Here is a 14,573-nt window from a genome sequence, read left to right as displayed (position 1 = left end):
CCAGCCCGGTACTAAAGTAGCCGGACTGGGAGGGGATGTTGCTAAACCCGAAACTTTTCGGTGACGCGGCGCATGGCCTCATTCACATTGTCGCGGCTGTTGAAGGCCGAAATGCGGAAGTAGCCTTCGCCTGCGGCCCCAAAGCCTGAGCCGGGGGTGCCAACCACATGGCAGCTATGCAGCAGTTTGTCGAAAAAGTCCCAGCTGGTCAGGTCGTTGGGAGTTTTAACCCACACGTAGGGAGCGTTGACGCCGCCGTAGACGGCAATCCCTGCGGCGGTGAGTTGCTCGCGAATGATGCGGGCGTTCTCCATATAGAAGTCAATCAGCGCCTTGGTTTGGGCCTGCCCCTCGGGCGAATAGACCGCTTCGGCCCCGCGCTGCACGATATACGACACGCCGTTGAACTTAGTGGACTGGCGACGGTTCCACAAGCCGTGGAGGGCGACATCGCTACCGTCGGCGGCTTTGCCCATTAGCGTTTTGGGTACGACGGTGAGGGCACAGCGGGTGCCGGTAAAGCCTGCATTCTTAGAGAACGAGCGAAACTCAATGGCACAGTCCCGCGCGCCCTCAATCTCATATATAGAGTGGGGGACAGCCGGGTCGGTGATAAAGGCCTCGTAGGCGGCATCAAAGAGGATGATCGAGCCGTGGGCGCGGGCGTAGTTGACCCAGGCCTGCAGGTGCTCTTTGCTGGCCACGGCCCCGGTGGGGTTGTTGGGGAAGCAGAGGTAGATCAGGTCTACTTTTTCGTGGGGGATGCTGGCGGTAAACGCGTTTTCAGCGCTGATTGGCAGGTAGGTGAGGCCGCCGTATTCGCCATTGTCGTTAGCGGGGCCGGTGTGGCCTGCCATCACGTTAGTGTCTACATAGACCGGGTAAACGGGATCGGTGACAGCGATCGAGTTGTTGCTGCCGAAGATGTCTAAGATGTTGCCGCAGTCGCACTTGGAACCGTCGGAGATGAAGATTTCGCTGGCGTCGATATCGCAGCCCCGGCTTTGAAAGTCGTGCTGCGCAACTTTTTCGCGCAGCCACAGGTAGCCCTGCTCGGGGCCGTAGCCTTTGAAATTGGCGCGATCGCCCATATCCTCTACCGCTTTGACCATGGCGGTGCGGCAGGCCTCGGGCAGCGGCTCAGTAACATCGCCAATGCCCAGCTTGATAATTGGTGCATCGGGGTTGGCCTCGGCAAAGGCCGCCACCCGACGCGCAATTTCAGGAAACAGGTAGCCCGCTTTGAGCTTGAGATAATTGTCGTTGATGGTGGCCATGGGGCGTTGCGCAATGGTTACGGTTACTTAATAAGGTTACAGCGCCACGGCGAACCATTGAGTGCCCTAGGGCGCAAACCCTTGGGTTCGCGCCTGGGCTGGGCCACTGTCGCGGGGTGTCACGGTGGGTGCGTTACGGGAGCGGCCTCGAACGCTACTATGGGGTGTCCCTACTCCCGCCTCCGACCATGTCTGGCTCTTCCCCCAGCGCCCCCTTCGGTGAAAAACTCTACGAAGGCAAAGCCAAAATTATCTACGCCACCGACGACCCAGCGGTATTGATCACCTACTTCAAAGACGATGCCACCGCCTTTAACGCCCAAAAGCGGGGCCAGATTGTCGATAAGGGGCCGATCAACTGCGCCATTTCTACCTATTTATTTCGGCAGCTGGAGGCGGCTGGCATTGCAACTCACTGGTTGGAGACAACTGGCGATCGCACCATGCGGGTCAAAGCCCTCCAGATCATTCCGCTCGAAGTGGTGGTGCGCAATCTGGCGGCGGGCAGCCTTTGCAAGCAGACCGGCCTGCCCCTGGGCCAGCGCCTAGAGCCGCCCCTAGTGGAGTTCTACTACAAAAACGACGAGCTGGGCGACCCGCTGCTGACGGGCGATCGCATTCGCGCCATGGCCTTGGCCAGCGAGGAACAGGTTGCCACCCTGCGCCGTCTTGCCCTCAGCATCAACCAAGTCTTGACCGACTTTTTTATGGGCTGCGCCATTACCCTAGTCGACTTCAAGCTGGAGTTTGGCCTCGACGCCCAGGGGCAAATTCTGCTGGGCGATGAAATCAGCCCCGACACCTGCCGTCTATGGGATCAGGCCACCGACGATGAAACCCAGCGGGTGCTCGACAAAGATCGATTTCGGCAAGATCTGGGCCAGGTCGAAGCTGCCTACCAGCGTGTGCTAGAGCGGGTGCTGGCACAATCAACCAAGAATTAGCACCATCAATGAGGTAGAATTTGTCCGATTGCGGGGGCAGCGGCCCGCCCCAGGGCTATTTTCCCTGGCTCTAAGCCCGGGAGATGGGCCTTTGATTGGTGTGTGGACGTGTTTAGCAGGTGTGTTTTAGATGCGGGTATCTCCTAATTATTTACTGGCTGTTTTGGCGACTTCAGGGCTAGTGGGGCTGATTACAGCTCCGGCTCAGGCCAATCCAGCTGTTCCAGAACTGCGCCAAGAATCTTCCTCTGAGTCTGGTCAAGCCGTCGATTCAGCCTTCAGCCAAAGCGCCTCATCCCTGGCTGCCCCAGAAGCCGCCCTCGAGCCCGGCCCGGCCGGAGCCACCGATACCCTCGACTTTGGCCTGACCCAGCCCGATGCGGGCTCTAGCCCTGTCGCGGAGGTGCTGCAAGGAGCCATTGACGACTACCGCGCGATCGATGGCGAAGCTGCGGCAGATTCCGTTGCCGTTCCCTTGCCTACCGACAGCCCCGCAGCGGTGCAGCCGCAGAGCACTGAGCTGGCCCAGACCCCCAGCACCCCGCGTGAGATTAGCCCCGAAGAAGCCCAGCGCATTTTAGACGGGGCCGTGCAGCGCCGCAGTCAGCCGCAGCCTGCGCCCAATCAGCAGGGGCAAACCGAAACCCCTGTAGACCCAGACCCAAACAACGAAGCCCCTGACGAGTCGGCAGAAGAAGAACCCGAAGCCCCGGTCGAAGCAGCTGAGGAGGCTGAAGAACCCCGAGTGCTGGTGGCCGAAGTGCAGGTGCAGCCTACCCAGGGGGAGCTTGACCCATCCCTTGAAAACCTGATCTACAGCGTCATTGACACCCAGGCTGGGCGCACAACCACGCGCACCCAGCTCCAGCAAGATATCAACAGCATTTTTGCTACCGGCTTTTTTGCCGATGTCGATGCTCGCCCCGAAGACACCGACCTTGGGGTACGGGTGACGTTTGTAGTGCAGCCCAACCCGGTGCTGACCGACGTGCGGGTGCAGGGCAATGACGTGCTGCCCCAGACCGTCGTCGATGAAATTTTCGACGAGCAAAAGGGTGAGATCATTAACCTGATTGATTTTCAGGAGGGCATCCTGGAGCTAAACCAGTGGTATCAAGACCAGGGTTATGTGCTGGCCCAGGTAGTAGCAGCGCCGCAGGTCTCGCCCCAGGGGGTCGTTACGCTAGAGGTGGCTGAAGGGGTCATTGAAAGCATTGAGGTACGCTACATCAATGATTTAGGCCAGTCCGTTGACGATGAAGGCAACCCTGTCCGGGGCCGAACTCGTCCGTTTATCATCACCCGAGAATTTGAGACCGAGCCCGGCGAGGTATTCAACCAGGCCCGTATTGAGCAAGACTTCCAGCGGGTGTTTGGGCTAGGCATCTTTGAGGATGTGGTGCCAGGGCTAGAACCGGCTGAAGATGACCCCCGCCAGGTCAAAGTCATTGTCAACGTTTCTGAACGCAACACCGGCTCGGTAGCGGCGGGTTTAGGCTTTAACTTCACCGGCGATCTGTTTGGCACCGTTAGCTTCCGTCAGGATAACTTTGGCGGTAACAACCAGAAATTCAGCGCCGAGGCTCAGCTCAGCACACGCGAGCTTCTCTTTGATCTGTCCTTCACCGATCCCTGGATTGCTGGCGATCCCTTTCGCACCTCCTACACCGCCACCGCCTTTGCCCGCTCAGCCAACAACCTCAACTTTGAAGATGGCCCCAACCCCATCGATTTACCTAACGGCGATCAAGTGCGCATTCGCCGTCTCGGTACCGGCATTACCTTCAGCCGTCCCCTCAATAATGGCTGGACAGTGGCCGTGGGTACTCTGTTCCAGAACGTGTCGGCTCGCGATCAGGGGGGGCGGGTTAATGCGGTAGATGCTGCCGGCAACCCCCTGACTGCCAGCAGCGGCGGAGTAGATGATCTGTGGACTTTTCCGCTCAGCGCTACCCTCGATCGCCGCAATGATGCATTTAACCCCACCAGCGGCAGCATACTGCGCCTCAATACCGAGCAGTCGATTCCCCTAGGGCGAGGCAGCATCTTTATGAACCGGCTGCGGGGCAGCTATAGCTACTACATTCCCCTCAGCCTGCTGAACTTTGCTGAAGGCCCTCAGGCTCTGGCTCTCAACGTTCAGGCGGGCACCATTGTGGGCGATGTGCCCCCCTACGAGGCCTTTGCTTTGGGCGGCACCAACTCCATCCGCGGTTACGACGAAGGCGAGGTGGGCAGCGGCCGCAGCTACGCCCAGTTCACCGCCGAGTATCGCTTTCCGCTATTTTCCTTCCTGGGCGGGGCGCTGTTTTTAGATGTGGGTAGCGACTTGGGTAGCGGCAATGCCGTGCCCGGTGCCCCTGGGCCATCGCGGGGCAAACCCGGCAGTGGTATTGGCTACGGGGCTGGGGTGCGCCTGTCTACCCCGCTAGGTCCCCTACGCATTGACTACGGCTTTAACAATCAGGGGCAAGGACGGATTCACTTTGGCTTTGGGGAGCGTTTCTAATGGCTCAAACCAGCACCGCCCAAACCAGCCCTGGAGCTACGGTGTCGCCCCAGGGTAACTGGAGCTATACCCCGGCCCAAACCACCCTGGCTCAAACTGTCAAGCGCGAGGGTGTTGGGCTCCACTCTGGGGCTACCACTACCGTTACCCTGCACCCAGCCGCACCCGGTTATGGGCGTTCTTTTGTGCGAACCGATCTGCCAGGGCAGCCCACTGTGCCCGCCAGCCTGGAGGCGGTGAACCCAACTATGCTGTCCACCGAACTGCGCCAGGGGGAAGCGGCGGTGCGTACTGTTGAGCACCTGCTGGCGGCCCTGGTCGGTCTTGGCATCGACAATGTTCGCGTTGAGATTACTGGCCCTGAGGTGCCTCTGCTCGATGGGTCGGCTCTGGGTTGGGTTGAGGCGCTGCGTCAGGCTGGGCGGCAGATCCAATCTAAGCCTCGGCCCCTAGCCCGCCTGAGTCGGCCTGTGACGGTTACCCACGGCGATGCCTTTGTGGCGGCTTTCCCGGCCCCGAGCCTGCGGTTTACCTACGGCATAGATTTTGAGGTGGCCGCCATTGGCAACCAGTGGTTTAGCTGGGCCTACGAGGCCGATCCCTTTGGCCCGGAGGGGTTTGCCACCGTTGTCGCCCCGGCTCGCACCTTTGGCCTGGCTCACCAGGTTGATCAGCTGCGGGCCAGCGGTCTAATTCAGGGCGGTAGTTTAGACAACGCGCTGGTGTGTGGTGATGAGGGCTGGCTCAACCCGCCCCTGCGGTTTGACAACGAGCCAGCTCGCCACAAGATGCTGGATTTAATTGGCGATTTAAGCCTGCTGGGCAGTCTGCCGATCGCCCACATCGTGGCCTACAAAGCCAGCCATCGCCTGCACGGTGAGCTGGCGGCGGCTTTGGCACCGGCCCTGGTCTATGGCGAGGGTACCCTCTAGTGGCAAAATCAAGCTAGACAACTTGCCGATTCTACCTACTGTTCTGACCCACCTATTGTGATTGACGTAACTGCATCCAGCCCTGTGACTACCACCCTAGACCCGATCGAAGCAGCCCCAGCGGAGAACACTGCGGCGAATCCCCCCAAGATCTGCTACAGTGCCGAAGAAATTTACGCGCTGCTGCCCCACCGCTACCCCTTTGCGCTAGTCGATCGCATTACTGACTACGTGCCGGGTGAATATGCGGTTGGCATTAAAAACGTCACCTTCAACGAGCCTCACTTTCAGGGGCACTTTCCCGGTCGGCCGATTATGCCGGGGGTGCTGATTGTTGAAGCTATGGCCCAGGTCGGGGGCATTGTGCTGATGCAGGTGCCGGGGGTGGAGGGGTTATGCGTCTTTGCCGGTATCGACAAGGTGCGCTTTCGCCGTCCGGTGGTGCCCGGTGACCAACTGGTGATGACTGTCGAACTCCTGGCGATGAAGCGGCTGCGGTTTGGTAAAATGCACGGCCGCGCCGAAGTCGATGGACAACTGGTCTGCGAGGGCGATCTGATGTTTTCGGTGGTGGAGTCGACAGCGGCTCCTCAGGGGAAATAGGTAAATAATGTGTCTATGTTGCAAACCCTGGGTTCTGGAGGCGGGCCGTTGACTACCCTGATTCATCCCACGGCAGTGGTTCATGGGGGCGCTCAGCTGCACCCTACGGTTAAGGTTGGCCCCTACGCGGTTATTGGTGAGCAGGTAACGATTGGCCCCGGTACCGAAGTTGGGGCCCACGTGGTGATCGACGGTGACACCACAATTGGAGCCCAAAATCGAATCTTTCCTGGGGCGGCCATTGGTTTAGAATCTCAAGACCTGAAGTATGACGGCTCGATGAGCCGGGTGGTGATTGGCGACAACAACCTGATTCGTGAGTACGTCACCATTAACCGTGCCACCGATGCGGGGGCCGCTACCCTGCTGGGCAGCAACAACTTGTTAATGGCATATTCCCACGTGGCGCACAACTGCGTAGTAGAAGACAACGTGATTATCGCCAACTCGGTAGCCCTGGCCGGGCATGTGTACGTCGAGTCGGGCGCGCGCATTAGCGGTTTGGTGGGCGTGCACCAGTTTGTGCACGTTGGTCGCCTGGCGATGATTGGCGGCCTCAGCCGCATCGATCGCGATGTGCCCCCCTTTACGCTCATCAACGGCAATCCGGCCTACGTACGGGGGCTCAACCAGATCGGTCTGCAGCGAGCCGGCCTGACCGCCGATGCCCAGGCCTACCGCGAGCTGAAACAGGCCTACCGTCTGGTCTACCGTTCGGGCGAATCGTTGAGCAATGCGGTTGCAAAGCTGAGCCAGGGCGGTGGCAATGAGCTGGTCAGCCACTTTAGCCAGTTTTTGCAGGCAGCCATCCAGCCCGATCGCCGGGGGTTGACCCCAGGCCGACGGCTGAGTAAGCACAGCGATGACGACTAGTCTGGGAGCAGCACGAGCCATGGATCAGCCCAGCCGGAAGCGAGTTTTTATCAGCACTGGCGAGGTGTCTGGCGATTTGCAGGGGGCGCTGCTGATCGAGGCGCTGCGCGATCGCGCCCGCGATCGCCACATCTCTCTCGAGATTACCGCCCTGGGCGGACCGCGCATGGCCAAGGCCGGAGCGACGCTGGTGGGCGAAACCACCGGCATTGGCTCGGTGGGTATTTTTGAGGCACTGCCCTACCTGCTGCCCACCCTGCGGATTCAGCGCCAGGCCAAACAGGCCCTGGATGACAATCCCCCTGATATTGCTGTGTTGATTGATTACATGAACCCTAACCTGGCGATGGGCGACTACCTGAAAGCCCAGCATTCCCAGGTGCCGGTGGTCTACTACATTGCCCCGCAGCAGTGGGTGTGGGCCTTTTCTGCCAAAGACACCCAGCGCCTGGTGAACTGCAGCGATCGCATTCTGGCCATCTTTAAAGCCGAGGCCGACTACTACCAGGGCTTTGGGGCCAAGACTACCTGGGTGGGTCATCCCCTGGTCGATCGCTACCCCGCCCCCGCTGACCAGGTCGCTGCTCGCCAACAGCTGGGTCTATCCCCAAAGGCGCAGGTCATTACCCTGCTGCCCGCCTCTCGCCGCCAGGAGGTCAAGTACCTGATGCCCACCCTGCTCAAGGCGGCCCAGATCATTCAAGCCCAGTGCCCCGATGTCACCTTTCTGCTGCCGGTGTCCATACCGGCGCTGCAGGCCAGCTTTGAGCAGGGGGTAGCCGCTTACGGGCTGAACGGGCAGGTGATCGCTGAAGACAGCAAGGTTGCGATCGCCGCTGCCGATGTCGCCATTACCAAGTCGGGCACCGCCAACCTCGAAATTGCCCTGATGGATGTGCCCCAGGTGGTGGCCTACCGAATTCATCCGCTCAGCGCCCGCATTGCCCACTACCTGCTCAAGTTTGACGTGCCCTACGTGTCGCCGGTCAACCTGGTGGTCAACCAGCCGGTGGTGCCCGAGTTTTTGCAGTGGCAGGCCACTCCAGAGGCGATCGCCGCCGCCGCCCTCACCCTGCTACACGACGAAACGGCTCGCCAGACCATGCGATCGGGCTACGCCAAAATGCGCGCAGAACTGGGGCCACCCGGTACCTGCCAGCGCACGGCAGATTTAATTTTAGATGCCCTGGCGGAGCGTCAGCCGGTAGAATTGGCCTGAAACTGTTGAAGCGTTCCTAAAGTCACTACAATTGTTATGCTTTGCCGGAGAGAGGGCAGGCTGTCACATTCAGACAGATCGGCTCGTGGTGATAGGAGGATCTAGTGAATATAACCGAGCTATTTGCCCGTGGTGGCATTGCCATGTGGCCGCTGCTCATACTGTCAATTTTGGCTGTGGGCACCATTCTGGAGCGAATTTGGTTTTGGTCACGCATTTTGACCCGCGAGCGCGAAGTCTCGGGTCGAGTGCTAGAGGCCGCCCGCCGCGACTGGCTCGCTGCTGGCGAAATTGCCCAACGCTCTAGCCTACTGCCCATGGGACGCTTCCTATCGGCCCCCCTCAGGCTACAGTCGCCCGACCCCGAAGTCTTTCGCCTGGCCCTAGAGACCGCCGCCAACGAAGAGCTTTCCACTATGGGACGAGGCGACAAGATTTTAGAAGCCGTCATCGCCCTGGCCCCTCTGCTGGGTCTGCTGGGTACGGTGCTGGGTCTAATCAACTCTCTGGGGTCAATTCAACTCAGCGACCTGGGCAGCGGTGATGCCACCGCTGGCACCTCCCTGGGCATTAGCGAGGCGCTGATTAGCACCGCCGCAGGCCTGATCATCGCCATTACGGCTCTCGCCTTCTACCGGCTGTTTCAGGGGTTTATCTTTGGCCAGGCCAAGATGTTTCGCCAGGCGGGCAGCGAGCTAGAGCTGCTCTACCGCCAGAGCTGGGCCCAGCGCCACGGCCTGACTCCGGTAACTGAGCCTCTGCCTGCGGTCGCCCCGATTGCCTCGGTCGAACCCAACTCTTCCACGGTCGATGCTGCGCCTTCGACGGAGATCCCCTCACCATGAAAGTAGACCTGCTCGACACGCCGTCCCAGGATGTGCGCCTGGAAATCATTCCGCTGATCGACGTTATTTTCTGCATTCTGACCTTTTTTATTCTGGCCGCCGTGGGCCTGACTCGTCAGCAAGCCATTGACCTCGATCTGCCGACCGCTCAGACAGGGCAGGCGCTGCCCGGCCAGGTAGGGGAGGGAGCCGATCGCCTCTATGTCAGCGTCGATGGCCTGGGGCAGATCTATCTCGACCAGCAGCCCGTCACCCTCGACTTACTCACCGATGTGCTGCTGCAGTTTAACCAGGTCAACCCCGGCGGGCTAATTGTGCTCTACGCCTCCCGCGATGCTCGCTACGAAGACGTGGTCACGGTGCTCGATCAGCTGCGGGCGGTGGGGGGCGATCGCGTCGCTTTGGCCACCCTGCCCAGCGATACCACCCTGGGGCCTGGGGAAACCGAACCCGGCCTGGAGGACCCTACCATATTGCCGGACGGGTTTCCCAACGGCCTTCCCCAGGATGTACCCGGTGGCCAGGGGTTACCTCCAGGGTTTGAGCAGCCCGGCGGTGATCCCTTTGCCCCCCAGTCACCCCTTTTCCCTAGCGAACCGACTTCGCCGCTGCAGCCTGCCCCCAGTCCAAACCCACAGCCAGACAACTAAACCCATTTGAAACAGGGCCAAAACTCAATCCCAAGATAGATACCAGCGCCTGGGCTTTCCAGTTTGATGGGAGGGCCTGGGTTGGCCAATACTGAGTCGCAGGGCTCAGATTGTACATAAACTGCAGCAGATTGCATTAGTTGTGCGGCGAGCCTGGGAGCGTTAGATTTCCAGGCTTTGTTTTGCGCAACAAATCTTTTTTGAGATTCCTAAACCTCGGCCGACGCCGGCTGAGTCTGCTCGTGTTGGCACTGGTGGTTGCCGTCGGGTCCCTCCTGTTTGGGGTTTATGTTCGGGCGCAGCAGCCCGTCACTATTTCCTTTTTGCTGCGGGCCGTAGAGGCTGACCAGATGCGGGGATTGGCCGATCGGTTTATGGCGGAAAATCCCGACATTCGTATTGAGATGGTGCGCGGCCCCAATGCCGCCGATGCGGTTGAAAACCTCTACACCACCTCTTTTTTACTGGGTGACTCGCCCTACGACATTCTTTTCTCAGATGTGGTGTGGATTCCTAAGTTTGCCGCCGCCGGGTGGCTAAGGGATTTATCCGATCGCGTCAGTGAAGCCGACCTGGCCGATTTTTTAGAGGCCGATGTCGCCGCTGGCGTGTATCAGGATGGTTTTTACCGCATGCCCTTTCGCTCTGATATGGGCATGCTCTACTACCGCACCGACCTGCTCGATCAGGTGGGGCTACAGCCCCCCGAAACCTTTGCCGAACTGATTGCGGCCTCAGAAACTATTCAAGACCAAACCGACGTGGACTGGGGCTTTACATGGCAGGGCTTGCAGTACGAGGGCCTGGTCACCAACTTTGTCGAAATCATCGCGGGCTACGGCGGCTTTTGGATCGATCCCAACACCCTGGAGGTGGGCCTCGATCAGCCCGCTGGCATCCAGGCCGTTGAATTTATGAAGAATCTAATTGACCAACGCATTTCTCCGCCAGGGGTGACCAACTACATCGAAGAGGACTCGCTGCGCCCGTTCCAGAACGGCAACGTGGCCTTTTTGCGCAACTGGCCCTACGCCTGGGCCGAGGCCAACCGTGAGGGTACTCCGGTGGCGGGCAACATTGCCATTAAACCCATGGTGCATGCCGAGGGCGAGCAGCCCGCCGCCTGCCTGGGCGGCTGGGGCTTTGGTATTTCTGCCAACACCCCGCACCCTGAGGAAGCCTGGCGCGTGGTGGAGTTTTTTACCAGCCCCGGCCCAATGAGGGATTTCATCACCGAATTCGCCTATGTGCCCAGCCGCCGCGCCCTGTTCACCGACCCCGAGGTGCTGGCGGTGTTTCCGCACTATGAACAGCTGCTCGAAGTGGCCGAAACCGCCGTGCCGCGTCCTCCGGTGGGGCAGTACGCCCAGGTTTCAGACATTCTACAGCGCTACCTGAGCGCCGCCATTACCGATCAAATGACCCCGGAAGCCGCTATGCAGGCTGCCGCAGGCGAGAGTCGACGGGTGTTGGGAGTAGAGGGATAGGGAATGGATGAGTGGATGGGTAATCGGAGAGGATGATGACTAAAGACTATATTCGCCAGCGGGAACAGCGAACGGGCTTACTGCTGCTGCTGCCGGCGGCGCTGCTGCTGCTGCTGGTCTACGCTTTCCCCATTTTGCGTGCCTTTTGGCTGAGCTTTTTTACCGAAAACCTCAGTACCAACCTAGAACCCGTGTTTAGCGGCCTAGACAACTACGCGCTGATGGTGCAGGACGGGCGGTTCTGGCAAAGCATGCGAAATACGGCTATTTTTACCGTATTTACCCTGTTTTTTGAGCTAATTTTGGGGCTGGTCATTGCCCTTTGCCTCGATCAGGCCTTCCGGGGCCGGGGCTGGGTACGGACGATCGCCATTCTGCCCTGGGCCCTGCCCACCGCCCTGATTGCCCTGGCCTGGCGCTGGATTTTTAACACCGAGTTTGGTGTTTGGAACGACCTGCTGCTGCGGCTACAGCTGATTGCCAACCCGGTCAACTGGCTGGGTGAACCTGTCTGGGCCATGGTGGCGGTGATTGGGGCCGACGTGTGGAAGACGACTTCGTTTGTGGCCATTTTGCTGCTGGCAGGGCTGCAGTCAATTTCTCAAGACCTTTACGAGGCCCACGCCCTGGATGGGGCTAGCCCCTGGCAAAGCTTTCGGCAGATTACGCTGCCGCTGATTGCGCCGCAGATTGTGATTGCTCTGCTGTTTCGCTTTGCCCAGTCCTTTGGCATTTTCGACCTGATTCAGGTGATGACCGGCGGTGGCCCCGGCGGCGCTACGGAGATGGTGTCGATTTATATTTACGCCGCCGTGATGCGCTACCTCGACTTTGGCTATGGGGCTGCCCTGGTAACGGTGACATTTGTGGTACTGGTGGCGGTCGTGGCCCTGACTGCGCTCTACATCTCGCGTCTGCGGGCTAGAACTGAGTGAATTTATTTTGGATTTTGGAGTAGAAACCGCTTAACCTCCAAGCCCAGTCCAAAATCCCCAATAGTTCGACAAGCTCACTACAAGTCCAAAAATCCGCAATCTAAAATCCCCATGACCACCGTTCCTCAAACCACCCCTGCTCCTTCTCAATCCCGCGATCGCGGCATTCCCTGGATGCGGGTGCTGCTGTGGGTGGCGATCGCTTTTACGGTCCTCTTCAGCCTGGCCCCGGTGCTGTGGCAGGTGCTGACCTCGATTAAAACCAACGCCGCCATCACCGCCGACTCGGTGGTGTACCTTCCTGGCCTCAACCAGCTCACCTTTGATCACTACCTAGATCTATTTCGGCGCAACCAGTTTTACGTTTACATGTTCAACAGCGCTCTGGTGGCGATTGTTTCGACGCTGCTGTGTCTGGCGCTGGGGTCGCCTGCGGCCTACGCCCTGGCTCGCCTGCGGATTCCGGGAGAGCAGGTGATTTTGGCCCTGGTGCTGGTGGTCACGCTGTTTCCCTACATTTTGCTGTTTTTGGGCCTGCTCGAAGTGGTGCGGGCCTTTGGGCTGGCCAACAACTACCTGGCGCTGATTATTCCCTACACCGCCATCAACCTGCCTCTGACCATTCTGGTCATGCGCAGTTTCTTTCAGCAGCTGCCCAGAGATTTAGAAGATTCGGCCCGCGTAGATGGCTACAACACCCTGCAAATGCTAGGGCGCATTGTGCTGCCCATGACGCTGCCCGCCCTGGTCACCACCGGCATTCTGGCCTTTATCTTCGCCTGGAATGAGTACCTGTTTGCCCTCACCTTCATGACCCGCGAAGAGATGAAAACCATCCCCGTCGCCGCCGCCCAGCTCGGCGGCACCACCCTGTTTGATGTGCCCTACGGCCCTTTGGCGGCGGCCACGGTGGTTGGCACCCTGCCCCTGGTGCTGCTGGTGCTGTTCTTCCAGCGCCGCATTGTGCAGGGTCTCACCTCAGGCTCAGTGAAGGGGTAGGCGGGTAGTGGGTGGGCGGGTGGATGAGTAGGTGAACTAAATACTGCTAGTTTCTCTGCCGTCCCTACCACCCGCCCACCCGCCCGCGCTCCCACCCACCCGCCCACGCGTCCACCCATCCACCCCCTCACTCATCTACCCGCCCACCCATCCACTCCTAACATCATGGCTAAACTCGAACTGCAAGACCTCACCAAAGCCTACAGCCGCGACATTGTGCCGGTTAAGAGGCTCAATCTGACAGTAGAAGACAACGAGTTTTTGACGCTGGTGGGGCCATCGGGCTGCGGCAAATCGACGATTTTGCGGATGATTGCGGGGCTAGATCAGCCCACCGAGGGCCGGGTGCTGATTGGCGATCGCGATGTTAGCCGCCTAGCACCGGGCGATCGCAATATCGCCATGGTATTTCAGAGCTACGCCCTCTACCCCCACATGACGGTGGGCGAGAACATCGCCTCAGGGCTGAAGCTGCGCCATCTGCCAGCGGGCGACATTCAAAAGCGAGTGCAGGAGGCGTCTGGGGTGCTGGGCCTCGACCCACTACTTGATCGCAAGCCGGCCAAGCTCTCAGGTGGTCAGCGACAGCGGGTGGCCCTGGCCCGCGCCCTGGTGCGCAACCCCGACGTGTTTTTGCTCGATGAACCCCTCAGCAACCTGGATGCCCTGCTGCGTGAGCAGGTGCGGGCCGACCTGAAACAAATTTTTGCCGACCAAAAATCGCCCATTGTCTATGTCACCCACGACCAGACCGAGGCCATGACCCTCTCGACCAAGGTGGCGGTGCTGAGCAACGGCTATTTGCAGCAGCTGGGCCACCCCCACGAGATCTACAAAACCCCCGCCAACCGATTTGTGGCCAGCTTCATCGGCAGCCCTCAAATGAACCTGTTTCCCCTAAGCCGCACCGGCAATGATGTGGTGCTGGGCAATTTTCGGGTACCGCTGCCCGCTGGGGTCCATTCTTCCTCAGTCATTCTTGGCATTCGCCCTGAGCACCTGCGGCTGCCCCGCCCAGGCGATGCCTTGACTGTTACGGGCAACGTGTTTCTGGTCGAGAACCTGGGTATGCATGACCTGGTCAGCCTTAAGGTGCAGGGCGACCCGAGCCTCAGCCTCCGCGCCATTCTCCCCGCCGATGCCACCTGGAGCAGAGAGAATTTAACCCTGGCTCTGCCGCCAGAAACTATCCACTGGTTCGACGGTGAAACCGAACAGCGGCTTAGCGCATGAATTCTTTGACACTGTGCTTGTACCAAACTCGAGATAAGGTAAGGACTATGGTGCCCCAGGTCTAGCC

The 14,573-nt window shown here is 59.6% G+C and carries 13 protein-coding genes; 12 read left to right on the top strand and 1 reads right to left on the bottom strand.

What is annotated here, in order from left to right; translation table 11 throughout:
* Positions 1 to 41: 41 nt before the first annotated feature.
* Complete coding sequence (locus IQ265_RS08010; RefSeq protein ID WP_194052251.1) at positions 42 to 1,277, bottom strand: LL-diaminopimelate aminotransferase; 1,236 nt, start codon at positions 1,275 to 1,277, stop codon at positions 42 to 44.
* Positions 1,278 to 1,465: 188 nt separating this feature from the next.
* Here IQ265_RS08010 and purC point away from each other — a divergent pair, with 188 nt between their 5' ends.
* The 12 genes from purC (at position 1,466) to IQ265_RS07950 (ending at position 14,506) form a co-directional block, all read left to right on the top strand.
* The gene (purC, locus tag IQ265_RS08005; protein WP_194052249.1) at positions 1,466 to 2,221 is read left to right on the top strand and encodes a phosphoribosylaminoimidazolesuccinocarboxamide synthase; all 756 of its coding nucleotides are present in this window, start codon (positions 1,466 to 1,468) and stop codon (positions 2,219 to 2,221) included.
* Positions 2,222 to 2,351: 130 nt separating this feature from the next.
* Positions 2,352 to 4,730 (top strand): BamA/TamA family outer membrane protein, encoded by a 2,379-nt coding sequence (locus tag IQ265_RS08000; RefSeq protein ID WP_194052247.1) that lies wholly within the window; start codon positions 2,352 to 2,354, stop codon positions 4,728 to 4,730.
* Positions 4,730 to 5,662, top strand: coding sequence for a UDP-3-O-acyl-N-acetylglucosamine deacetylase (gene lpxC / locus IQ265_RS07995; protein WP_194052245.1), 933 nt, complete (start codon positions 4,730 to 4,732; stop codon positions 5,660 to 5,662). The genes IQ265_RS08000 and lpxC overlap by 1 nt, the downstream gene beginning before the upstream one ends.
* 105 nt (positions 5,663 to 5,767) lie before the next feature.
* The gene (gene fabZ / locus IQ265_RS07990; protein WP_347404936.1) at positions 5,768 to 6,265 is read left to right on the top strand and encodes a 3-hydroxyacyl-ACP dehydratase FabZ; all 498 of its coding nucleotides are present in this window, start codon (positions 5,768 to 5,770) and stop codon (positions 6,263 to 6,265) included.
* Between the two features lie 48 nt (positions 6,266 to 6,313).
* Entirely contained in the window at positions 6,314 to 7,138 is an 825-nt protein-coding gene (gene lpxA / locus IQ265_RS07985) for an acyl-ACP--UDP-N-acetylglucosamine O-acyltransferase (protein ID WP_194052242.1), read from the top strand.
* Between the two features lie 19 nt (positions 7,139 to 7,157).
* Positions 7,158 to 8,357, top strand: coding sequence for a lipid-A-disaccharide synthase (gene lpxB / locus IQ265_RS07980; protein WP_194052240.1), 1,200 nt, complete (start codon positions 7,158 to 7,160; stop codon positions 8,355 to 8,357).
* Positions 8,358 to 8,461: 104 nt separating this feature from the next.
* Positions 8,462 to 9,202: a MotA/TolQ/ExbB proton channel family protein gene (locus tag IQ265_RS07975; protein ID WP_194052238.1), complete on the top strand. Its 741-nt coding sequence runs from the start codon at positions 8,462 to 8,464 to the stop codon at positions 9,200 to 9,202.
* Positions 9,199 to 9,852 (top strand): biopolymer transporter ExbD, encoded by a 654-nt coding sequence (locus IQ265_RS07970; protein ID WP_194052236.1) that lies wholly within the window; start codon positions 9,199 to 9,201, stop codon positions 9,850 to 9,852. The genes IQ265_RS07975 and IQ265_RS07970 overlap by 4 nt, the downstream gene beginning before the upstream one ends.
* A gap of 245 nt (positions 9,853 to 10,097) precedes the next feature.
* Positions 10,098 to 11,339, top strand: coding sequence for an ABC transporter substrate-binding protein (locus IQ265_RS07965; RefSeq protein WP_194052234.1), 1,242 nt, complete (start codon positions 10,098 to 10,100; stop codon positions 11,337 to 11,339).
* Positions 11,340 to 11,374: 35 nt separating this feature from the next.
* Positions 11,375 to 12,274: a sugar ABC transporter permease gene (locus tag IQ265_RS07960; RefSeq protein WP_194052232.1), complete on the top strand. Its 900-nt coding sequence runs from the start codon at positions 11,375 to 11,377 to the stop codon at positions 12,272 to 12,274.
* Positions 12,275 to 12,385: 111 nt separating this feature from the next.
* Positions 12,386 to 13,273 carry a carbohydrate ABC transporter permease gene (locus IQ265_RS07955; RefSeq protein WP_194052230.1) on the top strand — a complete coding sequence of 296 codons (888 nt, stop codon included), beginning with the start codon at positions 12,386 to 12,388 and terminating at the stop codon, positions 13,271 to 13,273.
* A gap of 165 nt (positions 13,274 to 13,438) precedes the next feature.
* A complete protein-coding gene (locus IQ265_RS07950; RefSeq protein WP_194052228.1) occupies positions 13,439 to 14,506 on the top strand; it encodes an ABC transporter ATP-binding protein in 1,068 nt (355 codons plus the stop codon).
* Positions 14,507 to 14,573 lie beyond the last annotated feature (67 nt).

The sequence above is a fragment of the Nodosilinea sp. LEGE 06152 genome (genome assembly GCF_015207525.1).
Lineage (GTDB): Bacteria > Cyanobacteriota > Cyanobacteriia > Phormidesmidales > Phormidesmidaceae > Nodosilinea.
This window is presented reverse-complemented; position numbering and strand designations above follow the sequence as displayed.

Coding starts and splice junctions, on each gene's coding strand:
- IQ265_RS08010 (WP_194052251.1), bottom strand. CDS start 1,277: ATGGCCACCATCAACGACAATTATCTCAAGCTCAAAGCGGGCTACCTG.
- purC (WP_194052249.1), top strand. CDS start 1,466: ATGTCTGGCTCTTCCCCCAGCGCCCCCTTCGGTGAAAAACTCTACGAA.
- IQ265_RS08000 (WP_194052247.1), top strand. CDS start 2,352: ATGCGGGTATCTCCTAATTATTTACTGGCTGTTTTGGCGACTTCAGGG.
- lpxC (WP_194052245.1), top strand. CDS start 4,730: ATGGCTCAAACCAGCACCGCCCAAACCAGCCCTGGAGCTACGGTGTCG.
- lpxB (WP_194052240.1), top strand. CDS start 7,158: ATGGATCAGCCCAGCCGGAAGCGAGTTTTTATCAGCACTGGCGAGGTG.
- IQ265_RS07970 (WP_194052236.1), top strand. CDS start 9,199: ATGAAAGTAGACCTGCTCGACACGCCGTCCCAGGATGTGCGCCTGGAA.
- IQ265_RS07960 (WP_194052232.1), top strand. CDS start 11,375: ATGACTAAAGACTATATTCGCCAGCGGGAACAGCGAACGGGCTTACTG.
- IQ265_RS07955 (WP_194052230.1), top strand. CDS start 12,386: ATGACCACCGTTCCTCAAACCACCCCTGCTCCTTCTCAATCCCGCGAT.
- IQ265_RS07950 (WP_194052228.1), top strand. CDS start 13,439: ATGGCTAAACTCGAACTGCAAGACCTCACCAAAGCCTACAGCCGCGAC.